We start from the raw sequence: 15,754 nt of genomic DNA, 5'->3' as shown, positions 1-15,754 counted from the left end.
CTGCACGACCTTGCCAAGGTCGGGGTCGCGAGTTCGAGTCTCGTTTCCCGCTCCATTTTTAAGCAGCTTCGCTTTCGGGCGGGGTTGAGTGAAAGCCAGATCATTAACTCCGGTTATGTGATTGGCACTGAAATGTACGTGTACATTTCGGGCAACGTCCCCTTCGTCTAGTGGCCTAGGACACCGCCCTTTCACGGCGGTAACAGGGGTTCGAGTCCCCTAGGGGACGCCATTATTGCGGGAATAGCTCAGTTGGTAGAGCACGACCTTGCCAAGGTCGGGGTCGCGAGTTCGAGTCTCGTTTCCCGCTCCAAATTTTGTTTTCTGACGCTTAACAGTGTTCAGGAAGCATAAAAAGATCAGCCAAGGCTGATTTTTTTTGTGTCACAAGCAGCTTTGCTTTCGAGCGAAGTTGGTGAAAAGCCAGAGCGATAACTTCGGTTACTGTGCCTGGCACTGAAATGTACATGTACATGTACATTTCGGGCAACGTCCCCTTCGTCTAGTGGCCTAGGACACCGCCCTTTCACGGCGGTAACAGGGGTTCGAGTCCCCTAGGGGACGCCATTATTGCGGGAATAGCTCAGTTGGTAGAGCACGACCTTGCCAAGGTCGGGGTCGCGAGTTCGAGTCTCGTTTCCCGCTCCAAATTTTGTTTTTTGGGGCTACGCAGTTTCAAAAAACACCAGAAAAGCAGCCTTGGGGCTGCTTTTTTTGTGTCTGCGATTTTGCAAGCCCAGCCCTGTTCAATCCGCTCTAAGCAAATAACCAATCGATCTGCAAGAAACTCACCGCTCGCGCCACAGAAGGTTCTTCTACTTCTTTATTGAGCTTCAGGATGGCGCACTACTTTGATCTTGCCCAGCAACAACACATTCGCACCTTGGCCCGCAGCTTTACCGGTCGTACTCAATGGCCCACCTGGCTATTGCTGATCGCTGTTCCCGGTGCGTGGTTTGGCCTGCTGTTCATCAGCCCGTTGATAGGGGCTTTTTGGACAATCCTTTTGTTGATACCGGTGGTCGTGTTGTGGATGTCGGTGCAGCACGAGCTGTTGCACGGCCATCCCACGCGGGCGCTGTGGTTCAACAAACTGCTGGGGTATGCGCCTTTTGCCGTGTGGTACCCGTACACCTTGTACCGGGACAGCCACTTGCTGCACCACCGAGACCATGACCTGACCCTGCCCGGTATCGACCCGGAAAGCCGTTATCTGCTCAACCGCCAATGGCCTGAGTCGCCCAAACTGCTGCGTGGGTTGCTCTGGCTGAACAAGACTGTGACGGGGCGGGTATTGATCGGGCCGCCACTGGCCTTATGCGGGCTGGCCACGCAAGAGTTTGCACGCTTGCGCCAAGGTCAGCGACAGGCGTGGTGCATGTGGCTGACGCACGGTTTTTGCACCGGGTTGATGTTTGCCTTTATTGCTCACTCCAGCGTGCTGTCGATCTGGCAGTACGTGTTCCTGGTATCGGTGCCTGCGCTGTCCGTGGGCGCGTTGCGTTCTTACTATGAGCATCGGCCTGCCGAACGGCCCGAACAGCGAACGGTGCTCAATGAGGCCGGTTGGCCCTGGGCGTGGCTTTTTTTGCACTTGAATTTGCATTTGGTGCATCACGACCTGCCGGGCTTACCGTGGTTTTACTTGCCGACGGTGTACCGGGCTCGGCGCGCGCAATGGATTGAGCGCAGTGGTGGCTTTTTGGTTGAAGGCTATGGCACGTTCCTGCGCAACAATAGCGTGCGCGCCATCGACAGCCCTCAGCATCCCTTTCATTAATTGCACCAGGAGTGTTCTATGTCGGGTCGTTACGCAGCCCTCGCGATGTATGTAGCGCCGCAGCCGGTGCAGGCCGCCAATGAGCAATGGCTGACACGCATCATGCAATTGCTGGGAGACACACGCGCTGATGCGCAGGGGCTTGAGCTGAGCGCGTTGTTTCGTGCGCCTGAGCTGCTGCTGACACAAACCTGCGGCTACCCGTTGATGACGCAACTGCGCGATCAGGTGCAATTGATCGGTCGTCCGCACTACGAATGGCCGCACAGCACGGGCGGCAGCCATTGCAGTGTGATTGTCTGCCGCGAACAGGATCCGCGTCGCACATTGGCTCAATTTCGCGGCTGCCGCGCGGTGATCAATGACGAGCATTCCAATAGCGGCATGAACCTGTTTCGTCATCAACTGGCGCCCTTACAGCAGGGTGGGCGCTTTTTTTCGTCGGTGACAATCAGCGGGGCGCATCAACACAGCCTGCGTTGGGTCCAGGCTCAGCGCGCAGATCTGGCCGCTATCGACAGCGTGACCTTTGCCTACCTTGCGCACTACGCGCCTCAAGAAGTGGCGGGCATTCGAATCGTTGCCCGCACGGCCCCCAGCCCAACCTTGCCGTTTATCACGTCTATCGGCACGAGCGCGCAGGAGGTACAGCGCATTCGCACGGCCATGAACACGGCACTTGAACAGTTACCGCAGGTGGGCGAGTGCCTGGGGCTGCGTGAGGTGCTACCCGCCAGCCTGGCAGACTATGAATGCCTGCTCGATTACCAACGCGAGGCGACGCTTCAAGGCTTTGAGGTGCTGCAATAGCACGCCACTGTGCGCGTTTATATATCGAAAATGAATGTTTAAATCATTTTTTAATATTTAAAAGAAATAAAGGATTTTGCTAGGATCGCCGCACCGGATCACCGGACACCTTGCTTTCATCTTTTTTTTTGGAGCCTGTATGTCCGGGGCCGACCTTTCTCATCGTGATTACGTGAGTCAGCTTTTCAGCGCTCACTATGTTTGGCTGCACACTCGTTTGCGGCGCAATCTGCATTCAGACAGCTACGCTGAAGACATTGCAGCCGACACCTTTGTCCAGTTGCTCAACGTGCCAACCCCAGGGGGTATTCGTGAGCCGCGGGCATTATTGACGACCATCGCACAGCGGCTGGTGTATCAACTATGGCGCCGTCGTTCGGTAGAGCGGGCCTATTTAATGACTTTACCCCTGCACGATACGCAGGACGTGCCTTGCCCCGAGTCTATGGCGCAGTTACATCAAACCTTGCGCACGGTGCAGCGTCAGCTCGAAGGGTTGCCCGACAAGGTCAAATCAACCTTTGTGCTCTCGCGGGTGAACGGCATGACCTACCCCGAAATAGCCGCGCAGTTGGGGATTTCCCAGCGCTCGGTCAGCGATTACATGAACCTTGCGCTGCGCCGGTGCTCCAAAACAGGCATTGCACCGTTTCAAGACCGCTCCTCCAAAACAAGAGAATCTGTATGAACAATCTGAAAAAGTGGCTCGGTGGCTCGCTTCTGGCGTTAGGACTCATCACGCAACCGGTCTTGGCGCAAAGCCAGAAGCCCCCTGTTTATTTCGGTGATATCACTTGGGAAAGCGGCAGTTTGATTACCGAAATGCTGCGCTTTATCACCGAGAAAGGCTACGGCGTCGCCACAGACACCTTGCCCGGCAGCACGGTCAGTCTTGAGGCCGCCCTGGCTAAAAACGACATTCAGGTGATTGGCGAAGAGTGGGCTGGCCGCAGCCCGGTGTGGCTCAAGGCGCAAGCTGAGGGCAAAGTGTTTGGCTTGGGCGATATTGTCAAAAACGCCAGTGAAGGCTGGTGGGTGCCGGAGTATGTGATCAAGGGCGATGCCGAAAAAGGCATCAAGGCGCTGGCGCCGGACTTGAAGTCGGTCAACGACCTGGCGCGCTACAAAGAGGTGTTCCGTGATCAGGAAGACCCGACCCGTGGCCGTTTCCTTAACAGCCCCACCGGCTGGACGTCTGAGATTGTGAACAGCCAAAAGCTCAAGGCGTATGGCCTGGACAAGGATTTCGTGAATTTCCGCACCGGCTCGGGCGCGGCGCTGGATGCCGAAGTCAGTTCCTCGATTCGTCGTGGCAAACCGGTGTTGTTCTACTACTGGTCACCGACCCCGCTGATTGGCCGCTACAAACTGATCAAGCTCGAAGAGCCGGCCTTTGATGCCGAGGCCTGGAAGACCCTGGCTGACGTCAACAACCCCAACCCCAAAGGCACGCGCTCGTTACCGGCGAAACTGGCGATTGGCGTTTCAGCACCTTTCAAAGCCGAGTACCCGCAGTTGGTCGCGTTCTATGAAAAGGTCGACTTGCCCCTTGATTTGCTCAACACAACGTTGGCCCACATGAGCGAAAAACGCACGGAGCCACGCAAGGCCGCTGAAACTTTTTTGCGCGAGCAACCGCAGATTTGGCATGCCTGGGTAACCCCTGACGCGGCACAAAAAGTCGATGCAGCGCTGAACTCCAAATAACTCACTGACACGAGCACTGCATGTTTCCAGACAACATGACGTTTTCCATCGCAGGCTGGGTCAACGACGGCGTGGACGCGCTGGTCAGCCATTACGGCGATGTGTTCAGGCACATCTCCGACACGCTGCTGTGGGCCATCATCAACCTTGAAAACCTGCTGCGCATCACCCCCTGGTGGCTGATGCTGGCCATCGTGGGGGCGATTGCCTGGCACGCCACCCGTAAAGTCCTCAGCACATTGGTGATTGTTGGCCTGCTGTTTCTGGTCGGTGCCGTCGGGCTGTGGGACAAGCTGATGCAAACCCTGGCGCTGATGATGGTGGCCACGGTCATTTCGGTGGTGTTGGGGGTTCCGCTGGGTATTCTTGCGGCGCGCAACAATCGTTTGCGGGCGGTGATGATGCCCTTGTTGGATATCATGCAAACCATGCCCAGCTTTGTGTATTTGATCCCGGTGTTGATGCTGTTCGGCCTGGGCAAGGTCCCGGCCATTTTTGCCACGGTGATCTATGCCGTACCGCCCTTGATTCGCCTCACCGACCTGGGGTTGCGTCAGGTCGACCGGGAAGTGATGGAGGCGATCAATGCGTTTGGCGCCACTCCTTGGCAGCAATTGTTCGGCGTGCAACTGCCGTTGGCGATGCCGAGCATCATGGCGGGCATCAACCAGACGACGATGATGGCGCTGTCGATGGTGGTCATTGCGTCGATGATTGGTGCGCGGGGCTTGGGCGAGGACGTGCTGGTCGGCATACAAACGCTCAACGTGGGCAAGGGCCTGGAGGCCGGGCTGGCGATTGTGATTTTGGCAGTGGTCATTGACCGTATCACTCAGGCTTATGGCCGACCTCGGCATGGGCCTCAGGAATGACAGACGTGACGATCAATAAAATCGAAGTGCGCAACGTGTTCAAGGTGTTCGGCAATCGCGAAAAAGACGTCCTGGCGCTGATCCGCGAAGGCAAGAGTAAGGAAGAAGTGTTGGCCAAAACGGGTTGCGTGATCGGGATCAACGATTTGTCGCTGTCGATCCGTGCCGGTGAAGTGTTCGTCATCATGGGCTTGTCCGGTTCCGGCAAGTCGACGCTGGTGCGTCACCTCAACCGTTTAATCGACCCCACCAGTGGCCAGATCCTGGTCGACGGCCAGAACATCCTTGATTACGACATGCCCGCATTACGCCAATTTAGGCGGCACAAAATCAGTATGGTGTTCCAGAATTTCGGCCTGTTGCCGCATCGCAACGTGGTCGAAAACGTCGCGTATGGATTGAAGGTCAGAGGCGAGAGTCAGCCGCAATGCGATGAGCGTGCACGGCACTGGATCTCAGTGGTGGGGCTGCAAGGTTATGAGCACGCCTTTGTGCATCAGCTGTCGGGGGGGATGCGGCAGCGAGTCGGTCTGGCTCGGGCGTTGGCCACCGACACCGACATCATCCTGATGGACGAAGCCTTCAGCGCCCTCGATCCGTTGATTCGCGCCGAGATGCAAGATCAACTGCTTGAGCTGCAACGCACACTGCAAAAGACCATCGTGTTTATCACCCATGATCTGGATGAGGCGCTGCGCATTGGCAATCGCATCGCCATTCTCAAAGATGGGCAACTGGTTCAGGTGGGCACCCCGCACGATATTTTGCAGGCCCCGGCCGATGACTATGTGGACCGTTTTGTGCAACGCCACCGGTCCAGCGTTTAGTCGCCGGGCATTTAGCAATACCCGCTTACCACCTCCCGTCACGTCTCATCACGTTGAATCACGCACTCGGGTTTGGCTGACGATTACCCCGTCAGCCAAACCGTTCTTTAGTGATTCAATGCGATGGATTGGCCATGAATAAACTCTCTTCCAGCCCCGATTTGATTGCCCGATACAGTCCGTTGGGCAGCTTTGTCCATCTGGACTTTGCACCTCGTCCTACCTTTCGCGGTGTCGCCATGCAGTGCTTCAACAGCCTGTTGCGCGACAAGTACCCGAACCTGAATGTGGGTGACGATACGCCGTTGTGGATCGCTGAGCCGTTCACCGTCACCCGGCAGGGGCAGCCCCCACGTTATCGGTTCATGGCGCTGGTTGAGGTACTGATCCAGGGTTACATCAATGCTGAGCCGGTGCACTTGATACAAGGCTTTCATTGCCTGACCACCGACTCAGATACATCGCTGCGCACTGCATTGCCGGTGGATATGGGCGAGGTCCAACAGCGGCTCAATGACTGCGCCGAGGTATTAATGCAAGCCTATCAGCAGGCGTTGGCGCAGTTCTGGAGCGAAGCCACTGAGCGCGGTCTCAGTCCGGTTCAATGGTTACAGCAGGTGCTGCAAGGCAGCCTGAGCGCGGTCATTGCGCAACCTGACTCATTGCTGGCTCTGCCTGATGATCAGGCCGCCGCCTTGGCGGTGGTGGCGAACTTCCCGAGCGCGGCGGCCCGCTCGAAAATGGCTGAAGAAACTCCCCTGCACGCGTATCTGATCAATATTCAATGCATTGAAGCTACGCAAACTCAGCGCTTTAAATTGCCGGGGGTAGCGCTGATCACACGTCAAATGCCTGACCGCCTGTTGGTGCTCAGCTACTCGCTGGCGCAGGGAGTCGAGGTGTTCGATTCTCTGCAACAGTTTGGTGTCGCTTTGATTGAGCGGGTGCAAGGCACATTGGCGGGGCCATCGTTTACCTGGTCGTTAGAGGAGCCAGAAGGCAATTTCTTTACCGGATTGGCGCTGACGTTGCTGGATCAACAGTTGCGTCAATTGACCCTTACGGGGCAACGCGCTCAAACAGAGCATTGGAGTATGGGGCTGTTGGCACAAACGCTTGAGACTCAGAGCGCAATGTTCACTTTTTTCACCCCGCCTGAGCGCGCCGAGCTTGATCGGGTGGTAGCAACACTTCCTGCATGGCTCAAACACGCCAGTGCACAGGATCTTATGGCGTACAGCACGCTGATGGCCGCTCAGGCGACCGGGCAGCAGCCGCATGGCGAGACCTTCATGGACGGCATCGTGTCGCTACCGGCATTCGCTGCCCAAGTACTCAATGCGCGCATCCGGCTGGACTACCCGCGCGCTGCGGTCGAGGCGTCCAGGATCGACATTCACGATGTGTCGATTGAAAGCCTTGAGCTGGGGTTGCTGACCGAAGAGGTCATTCCACTGCCCGAGTTCGCGTTGATGTACGTCGGTGGCAAACCGTCGGGCCTGATGAGCCTGAGCGCTCACGATCAGCAACCGCTGCCGGTTTGGTTGACCTCGGCCTACCTGAAAAATGTGTTGAATGAACTCGATATTGGCAGTCAATACATCGCTTTGATCAAGCGCTTAATGGTGGATGATCGGGTTGAATCGGCGCGTCGCCTGGCGCTCTACACGCAGCAATTGAGTGTGCAGTTACCCCTGCGCGCGCTGGAAAACAAAATCAGGTCTCACGCGGGTTTTACAGAGGCCGGTTGGCAAATGCTCAATCACCTGCTGAACGCTGACTCGGCGCATGATCCAGTGCATGATCGCTTGTGTGTCAGGCCGCTGGGTTTTTACGCCTATGAAGGGGCTGTGCCCAATTATGTGGCCAACATGTTTGTGCTGGGTCCCAGAGATATTCGTACGGGCCCGTTTGTGCTTTACCGTCCCTTTGCCGGTGACGCGCTGCTGGAGTTTGCAACGTGGCAAGCCTTACTGGCGGCGATCAATCAGGCGGGTGAACTGCAAGAGACTGTGCTGGCTTGGCTCGATGACGATGCGCGCGGTTTATACGCAGACGGCGGTTTTGAACGACCGCACCTTGAAGGTGTGCTTCTGGAGGGTTTTTTGGCGCTCTTGCCGCGCACGCCGGCCACCCTCAGCACGGACCGTATTATTGGGGGAATGTATACGGCGATGTTTTATGCCAATGCCCAGGCATTGATCACTCTGTCAGACCGGCAAACCGTATCGCGTTCGGAGCGCCGCTGGATACTGTTCAAGCGCTATGCATGGACGGTCTTTAACGGTTTGACGTTTTTTGTGAGCGGCCCGCTGCAAAAAGCCGCTTGGCTGTTTCAAATTCTGATCAGTCTTGAGAATGGCTTACAAGCCCGGATCGACGGTGACAAACAGGGCGCTGCGCAGAGCGTGATTGATCTGCTGTTCACAATCAGCCTGGCGCTCTTGCACCAAGGCATGCGGTTTAAAACCGGTGCCAGCGAGCCGCTGCGCTTTAAGCCGCCCATTGACGAACCGATGATGAACTTGCCCGAGGTTGAAAAACCGGTGCCTGTTGACGCGCCTGCAATTTCACCCCTGAGCCAAAAAATGGTGTCGAGTATCAATGGGGATTCTGCGAGCCGCTTCTCGACCCTGGATGGCTGGTTCAGTGCTTCGCGCCAGCTCACGGCAAGCCAGCGCGTGAGTCTTGAAGCGTTCGCGGTAGACGTTGACCTCTCCCTGAGTACCGTGATCGAGGTGGGCCCGTTAAAAGGCGTTATCAATTATCAAGGCAAGTCATTCGTGCGACTCGACGGCAAGGTTTACCGCATCACCCGTCAGGCCGATGGTCTGGCCGTGCAGGATGACAAGCAGCCTGAGCGGCTGGGGCCAAGGCTTAAAACAGATGGCTTGGGCCAATGGGATCTCGATTTGCGCCTGGGGTTGCGCGGGGGCGGGCCGAAGAAGCGTATTCAGGCGTTACGTGCGCAAAAGAACGCAAAACTGGGCGAACTCGCCCTGGAAGAAGAACGCCTCTTGGGCGAGCTTAAACGGCGTGATGCGGTGCTGAAAATCAGCGAGCAATTGCTGACAGCCAATCCTGAACGGGTAGCACAATTTGTTGACCGTTATGAGCGCGATGTCGGTCTTTGGCGAGCGACGACACTTGAGTTGGTCAAAGTCATGGGCAAGGCCAATAAGTTGATGCCGACCGAGCGCTTTGAGCAAAAGATGCAAGAGGTGTGGCCGCGTGTCGTATTGAAGCTGTTCAGATTACAGAACTACCTGGAAGAGGCACTTCGCGTGTTACCGGTTACCCGGTTGCATGCGGATTATCTGGATGGGCTAAAGGCGGCACTGAACGGTATCCAAGAAGGTACCAGCGCGCCGTACGAGCAATGGGTTGCGCATTTAAAGCAGGCAGAAAAGTTGGAGGAGCGGCTATTTGATAATTCGGTGCTTGAGTCAGAAGCCATTACACAAGCCACGTTAAGACCTGTGACCAAAGAAAGTGCATTGGTAGAACTCATGCAGCGGCCTGATCGACAATATTTTGATCGCCATTGGGCAGTGAGTTATCTGGAAACCCTGAGTGAGCTTCTGATTCGGCGTGATGCAACGGACCTTCTGCCTGAAGAACAATATGCGTTCGATCTGTTTGGGCAAGGCACCTTGATTGATACGGCCTGGTCACAACTGTACATGCCACGCGAAGGTGCATTATTTGATCCTCAACACATCGAATTGTTCGACAGTGCAATCGAGCAATACGCGTCCGCCGACGCCCTATGCGTGAGCCTTGAGCAACTAGGCTCCGAGCATTTTCGCAATGAGTACCTGCCTTCCATTCGCCGTGTGCTGGAGCATCTGAGCGGGTTTGCCGAGACACAGCTGGAAATGGTCATTCGCGAGTCAGAAAGTTCCTCATCTGAAATGGATGAACCAAGGCCGGGGCCCAGCAGCCAGATGCGGGTGACGGGTGCGAAAGCCACGCCCTTGAATCCGGCACAAAAGATCATTAAAACCACCAAAAGACAGACCTTGCTCGGCATCAAGCGTGAGTCCCCCACCGAGCCTGGCGATGAAATCGTGGATGTAACCGAGGGCATCGACCGCATGCAGGTGCGCTCCTTTCGCCAGCTCGAAAACGGGCAGTGGGAAGAGATCGGCAGTACCCGTCCTTCAACTGTTCAGGTTTCGCATGGCAAGAGTCTGGTGAGGCTGGAAGCTGACGCTCGCACCTTGCTGGGGCGTTTGGCCAAGGTGATTCAAGACAATCGGGCAAGTGCTGCGACGTCAAAAATCCCGATCGAAATTGAGGAAATACTGGCGTTCAAAGCCCGGTCGATGGAGGAGGTGGGCAAGCAGATCGAGCAGGTGGTCATGGCCACGCCTGCGGATAGCCCGACCTTGACGGAGGCGCGTAGAACCGTGGTGCTGGCATTGAGCCAAGACCTTGCGATGGGGGCAAGAGACTTGCGTGTAGAAGGCAAAAGCTTGCGCATTCAGATCATCAAGCGACTGCCCCCCACCGGCCCCAATGTCGACTATTTAAAGACTCAAGGTGAGATCACTATCGCGCCGGAGGGGGCGCGGCGGCATTTGTCCAGAGGGCAGCGCAAAGATTACCTTCAGGAGTATGCGATCAGAGACAAGGACGGCAAGGCGCTGTGGTTTGCGCATTTTCACTACCCCGCGCTTGACACCCCGGCGGCGGCTTTTGATGTGGCCCACTTGAAAACCGCAGAGCAGCGAACGTTGAGTGAACAGGCGCTTTACGCCCGTGCCAAGACGGCCCACGCCTATATCGAGGTATACCGCGCCAAAGTCGATAAGGCGTTGGCACAGCGCCTTTTTCTGTCAACGCCATAGGGCCGGATAACCGGCTACCGCCTCTCATGCATGTGCATTGGTTTTAATCAGCGCATCCGGTTTGGCCAGCGCCCTGGCGCGCAGGCTAAACCGCTCTGTGATGACTAACGCAATGGACAGCCCATGAAAACACTCTCATCGACCACCGACTTGATCTCGCGTTATTACGTGATGGGCAGTTTCGCTGCCCAGACCTTTGCCCCACACCCAACGTTTCAAGGTGTGATCGCCCAGTTTTTAAACGAGCAATGGTTGGCAAAATTCCCCACCAGGCGCGTCGATATAAACCGGGTCACATTGGCCGAACAGGTGCCATTCCCGGACCCTTTTTCCTCACAGGCCGACACCGCGCCGCTGCGTTACCGCGACATGCCCCTTATCGATGTGATGATCCAGAGTTATATCGACGGTACGCCTGTGCGGCTATTGCCCGGCGTGCATCGTCTGAGTTCTGACGCGCTTGTGGACGATCTGCACCTGTTGAGCGTTGGCATCGAGCAAGTGCAGAGCCTGATCAATGACTGCGCCCCGTTGTTGGTACAAGCCTACCAGTACGCGTTGACGCGCTACTGGAGTGAACCGGGGGAGCGCTCGCCCAGCCCTGTTCGATGGTTGAGCCAGGTATTGCAAGGGGGGTTGACCTCGGCCGTGCAACATTCAAATCCGCGCCGGGGGCTGAGCCCGGAGCAGGCTGTGGCACTGACGGTCGTGGCGAGCTTTCCTGATAAGGCTGAACGCTTGCTCGGCAGTGAAGAAACGCCCTTGCATGCGTATTTGGTCACCGTTGCGCGTAACCCCGCCGACCTGTCTGACGCTGTACACCTGCCGGGCCTGATGCTGGTGACGCGTCAAATGCCAGGCCGCCTGCTGGTGCTCAGTTACTCCCCGGAACAAGGGATTGAACGATTTGACTCGATTGAAGCGTTTGGTTTGTCGTTGAGTCGTTACCCTCAAAGCAGGGCGGCGGGTGATTCCTTCAACTGGGGCCTGCATGAACCCGATGGCCACTTTTTTACGGCCCTGGCGCTGACATTGCTGGACCAAAAAATCGAAGAAACCGGCGGCATCGGCATCAAGGCACAGCAAGAGCGCTGGAGCGTTGAGCAATTGGAGCTGTCGTTCGATGATGCCGGGGCAATGTTCCCCTTCTTCAGCCACCAGGAGCGGCCTTACTTCGAGCATGTGTTGTCTAAACTGCCGTCATGGCTGGCTCAGGCCAGTGCACTGGACCAACTGGCGTACAGCAAGCTGATGATTGCGCAGGTCATGTGGCAGTCGCAGAGTAAGGGGCAAACGTTTTTAGACGGTATTGACTCGCTGCCTGCATTCGCTGGCCAGATGTTGACGTCCAGTATCAAGTTGCAACACCCCCACAGCGCGGTAGAGGTGACGCGCATTGATATTCATCAAGTGGTGATCGAAAACCTCACGCTGGGATCAACGCGCGAGGAAATCACGCCGTTGACCGAATTTGCGCTCAGTTACACAGGCGCCAAGCCGTCGACGCTGATGGCGGTTGTGGGCCGTGAGGGGGAAGCGTTGCCTGACTGGCTCACCGTGGATTACGTGAAAAACCTGGTGGACGAGCTGGACATTGGTCCGCGCTACATCGCGCTGCTCAAGCAGACACTGGTAGACGATGAGGCTCAAACCGACCGCCGACTGGCGTTGTACAAAAGCCAACTGAGCCTTCAGTTGTCATTGCTGGCACTGGAAAAGAAAATCAAGGGCGAGTCCGGGTTTACGAGCAGTGGCTGGCGCCTGTTACATCGCTTGATGCGCCCTGATGCGCTGTTGTCGGCGCAAAATGGCCGCTTGTGCGTACGCCCGCTGGGCTTTCATGCCTATGCCGATGCGCCAATGAATCCAGTCGCCAACATGTTTGTATTCGGCCCGCAAGCAATCGAGTCAGGGCCTTTCATTCTGTACGCACCTTATGCGCGTGAATCATTGCGTGAGTTTGCGACGTGGGCAGCTTTGTTAGATGCCATCAAACAGCCTGGCGAACTCCAGAACGTGGTGCTGGCGTGGCTCGACGACCAGGCGCGTGGGCTCTACAGCGACGGTGGATTTGAACGCCCGCATCTGGAAAGCGTTTTGCTTGAGGGCGTGTTGAGCCTGTTGCCGCGTAGCCCTGCAACCCTCAGCACACAGTATTTGAGGGGGGATTATGTTGAAGCGATGTTTCAGGCGCATGTGGACACGCTCATCACACTGGCCGATCACACGATCGTGTCGACGTCCCAGCGGCGCTGGAATTTATTCAAGCTCTGTGCGTGGACCTTGTTCAATGGCTTGACGTTTTTTGCCTGGGGGCCATGGCAACAGGCAGCCTGGCTGTTTCAGACACTCATCAGCCTGAGAGGCGGTTTGCAAAGCCTTCAGGCCGGGGACAAACAAGCATTCACACAAGCGGTCATCGATGCGTTGTTTAACATCAGCTTGGCACTGCTGCATGAAAGCCTGAATTTCAACGGCCAGCTCAATGATCGGCTGCGCATAAAAACGCCGGTCGATGAACCGGTCTTTACGCTGTTTGACGATGAGGCCGGGGCGCCGGTTGAGAAACCCGCGCCGATTGCGCTAACGCCCAAAAAACTGCCAGACAGTCACCCGGCCACCGCTGTGCAGTCTTCAGCGCTGGATTTCTCATGGTTCAGCCCTAACCTGCAACTGACCCCGCGTCAGCGTCAGGATCTTGCGACGTTTGCGGTGAGTATCGACCTCAACCAGGGACTAAAAAATGAGGCAGGGCCGCTGCAAGGCATCATCAGTTATCAGGGTAAATCGTATGTGCAACTGGATGGCCAAGCCTACCGCGTGACCTCTCAAGTGGACGGTCTGGTGATACAGGACAGCAAGCAGCCTGAGCGTCTGGGGCCGCGGCTCAGGCGGATTCAGGCTGGCCAGTGGGGGTTGGACATGCGCTTGGGCTTGCGCGGCGGAAGCCCGAAAAAGCGGTTGGAACAGGCCCGCGATGAAAAAATCAAATTGTGCGATGAAATCGTCACCGAAATTGCACAGTTACAGCTTCAAGGTACTCAGCAAGAGCGTCCATTAAAGGTAACGGAGGGCTTGCTGGAGCTGAGTGGGGCGTTGCGGGCGGACTTTGTCACGCGCTATGAAGCGGACCTTAAGCCGTGGGCAGAGGGCCACAAGAAAAAGCTGGGTTTAATGGCCCGCGCAGAGACAATCATCTCGGTGCCGGGGGTCAATAAGGCGATACAAGAGGGCTGGGCAACCCTGGCGCTGCGTTATTTCAAACTCCATGGTTACCTTGAAAAACAACATAAAGCCTTGCCCATGGGCGCTTCCAGTGCCGCGTACTTCGATGCCCGCGAGTTGGCGCTGCAAGGCATCAAGGCGGGAAACCCCGCGCTTTACGAACGCTGGATTGAAGAGGTCAAACAGATTGAAATACTGGAAAGCCGGTTATTCAATCAAGTGGACAATCAACTGGAAGTGCTGGGCAAAATTCGCAAGGAGTCGTTGCCTAAAGGCAGTGACTTATTGACGTTGCTGGCGTACCCGTTACGTGATCTGTTTACGCGCAATTGGGTGGTTCGTTATTTGGAGACGCTCTGCGAGCTGGTGCTCAAAAAGGACGCCTCTGGTGTGACGGTTGAAGAGCAGCGAGCATTCAGCGTGATCAGCCAGAGTTCGCTGATTAACTTTGCCTGGTCGCACATTGGTTTGGCGCGTGAAAAGGAGGGTTACGCTGCTGAGCATTTTGCGTTGCTCGAAGGCTCGATCAAGGCTTACCAGGAAGTCGAAAGTATTTGCCTGAATTTGCAAACGCTGCATTCGGACTTCTTTAGAAACGAGTACCTCGCCTCATTGGAAGAAGTGGTTATTCATTTGCGTACATTTGCAGAAACGCAGTTGGCCATGGTGATTCGCGATTCGGAAAGCTCTTCTTCCGAGCTGGATGAGCCAAGGCCCGGGCCAAGCCGACTGATGAGGCCGGTGAGGACCAAATCGAAAACTGAAATGTTGCGCCAGCGCACCTTCAAAACGATGACTGAACAGACCTTTTCCGGCACGTTGCGCGAACCCGTTGCGGGCACCTCTGCCGACATCGTGGACGTTGGAGCGCAGTCAGGCGATGGCCTGCCACGATCGTTGGCGGCCTATCGTCGCCTTGAGGGCGATAAATGGGAGTCGATCAGCTCCAGTGGGCCACCGTCACCGATCCCCGAATTGAACTCGATGCGCAAAAACCTGGCGCGGCTGATGGGCGATGGGCGCTCGCTCCTGGCGCGCGTTGACAGCGCCATTCTTGAAAACAGAGCGCGGGCGGTGACGTCCAATATCCCGCTTGAACTTGAGGAAATCATGGAGTTCAAGGCGCGTTCGCTTGAGGCCATTGCTCAAAAAATAGATGAGGTGGTGGCCGAACAAAGTGCCGAATACACAGCGTTGGGGCAGGAAGATAAAGCCCTCACCCCGACCTTGAGCCGTGAGCTTAAAGCGGGTGCTCTCAAGCTGCGTGCCGAGGGCCGGGCGTTGAGGATTAGCCGGCTCAAGCAACTGCCGCCGACGGGTGCCGGGGTTGAATACCTGAAAATGCAGGGAGAAGTGGTCATTGCTGCTGTTGGGGGGCGCCGATACCTCTCCAAGGGACAGCGCAAAGACTACCTGCAAGAGTTCAGCATCAAGGACCGGCAAGGCCACGAGTTATGGTTCGCGCATGTCCATTACCCAACGCTGGGAGCGGCGGTGAACGACTTTGACGTCGCCCATCTCAAGCTCGCGGATCAGCGTTTTTTGAGTGAAAAAGCGCTCTATGCCAAAGCCCGGGACCCGCACGATTACATCGCCGTATACCGCGCAAAAATGGACCGCGAACAGGTGATCAGAGTCTTTTTGGCGCCGCGCAAGGATGCCTCCGGTGGCTGATCGAAG

The 15,754-nt window shown here is 56.4% G+C and carries 8 protein-coding genes and 4 tRNA genes; all 12 read left to right on the top strand.

The genetic code is table 11. From position 1 onward, the window contains the following. Nucleotides 1-156: 156 nt before the first annotated feature. A tRNA-Glu gene (locus AP059_RS08330) sits at nt 157-232 on the top strand. Nucleotides 233-237: 5 nt separating this feature from the next. Next, nucleotides 238-313: transfer RNA gene (locus AP059_RS08325), tRNA-Gly, on the top strand. A gap of 178 nt (nt 314-491) precedes the next feature. Further along, nucleotides 492-567: transfer RNA gene (locus AP059_RS08320), tRNA-Glu, on the top strand. A gap of 5 nt (nt 568-572) precedes the next feature. Further along, nucleotides 573-648, top strand: a tRNA-Gly gene (locus tag AP059_RS08315). A 190-nt stretch (nt 649-838) separates the two neighbouring features. Beyond that, nucleotides 839-1,780: a fatty acid desaturase gene (locus AP059_RS08310; RefSeq protein ID WP_059762799.1), complete on the top strand. Its 942-nt coding sequence runs from the start codon at nt 839-841 to the stop codon at nt 1,778-1,780. An 18-nt stretch (nt 1,781-1,798) separates the two neighbouring features. Then, nucleotides 1,799-2,590, top strand: coding sequence for a phosphate/phosphite/phosphonate ABC transporter substrate-binding protein (locus AP059_RS08305; RefSeq protein ID WP_059762798.1), 792 nt, complete (start codon nt 1,799-1,801; stop codon nt 2,588-2,590). A 139-nt stretch (nt 2,591-2,729) separates the two neighbouring features. After that, nucleotides 2,730-3,278 carry a sigma-70 family RNA polymerase sigma factor gene (locus AP059_RS08300; RefSeq protein WP_059762797.1) on the top strand — a complete coding sequence of 183 codons (549 nt, stop codon included), beginning with the start codon at nt 2,730-2,732 and terminating at the stop codon, nt 3,276-3,278. Further along, nucleotides 3,275-4,297 carry an ABC transporter substrate-binding protein gene (locus AP059_RS08295; protein WP_059762796.1) on the top strand — a complete coding sequence of 341 codons (1,023 nt, stop codon included), beginning with the start codon at nt 3,275-3,277 and terminating at the stop codon, nt 4,295-4,297. The genes AP059_RS08300 and AP059_RS08295 overlap by 4 nt, the downstream gene beginning before the upstream one ends. A 20-nt stretch (nt 4,298-4,317) precedes the next feature. Next, nucleotides 4,318-5,169, top strand: coding sequence for an ABC transporter permease (locus tag AP059_RS08290; protein ID WP_059762795.1), 852 nt, complete (start codon nt 4,318-4,320; stop codon nt 5,167-5,169). Next, nucleotides 5,166-5,996: a quaternary amine ABC transporter ATP-binding protein gene (locus tag AP059_RS08285; RefSeq protein WP_082706776.1), complete on the top strand. Its 831-nt coding sequence runs from the start codon at nt 5,166-5,168 to the stop codon at nt 5,994-5,996. The genes AP059_RS08290 and AP059_RS08285 overlap by 4 nt, the downstream gene beginning before the upstream one ends. Nucleotides 5,997-6,130: 134 nt before the next feature. Continuing rightward, nucleotides 6,131-10,849, top strand: coding sequence for a dermonecrotic toxin domain-containing protein (locus AP059_RS08280; protein ID WP_059762793.1), 4,719 nt, complete (start codon nt 6,131-6,133; stop codon nt 10,847-10,849). Nucleotides 10,850-10,972: 123 nt separating this feature from the next. Next, entirely contained in the window at nt 10,973-15,748 is a 4,776-nt protein-coding gene (locus tag AP059_RS08275) for a dermonecrotic toxin domain-containing protein (RefSeq protein WP_059762792.1), read from the top strand. Nucleotides 15,749-15,754: the final 6 nt, after the last annotated feature.

This window comes from Pseudomonas sp. TAA207, assembly GCF_001529285.1.
GTDB classification, from domain to species: Bacteria; Pseudomonadota; Gammaproteobacteria; order Pseudomonadales; family Pseudomonadaceae; genus Aquipseudomonas; species Aquipseudomonas weihenstephanensis.
This window is presented reverse-complemented; position numbering and strand designations above follow the sequence as displayed.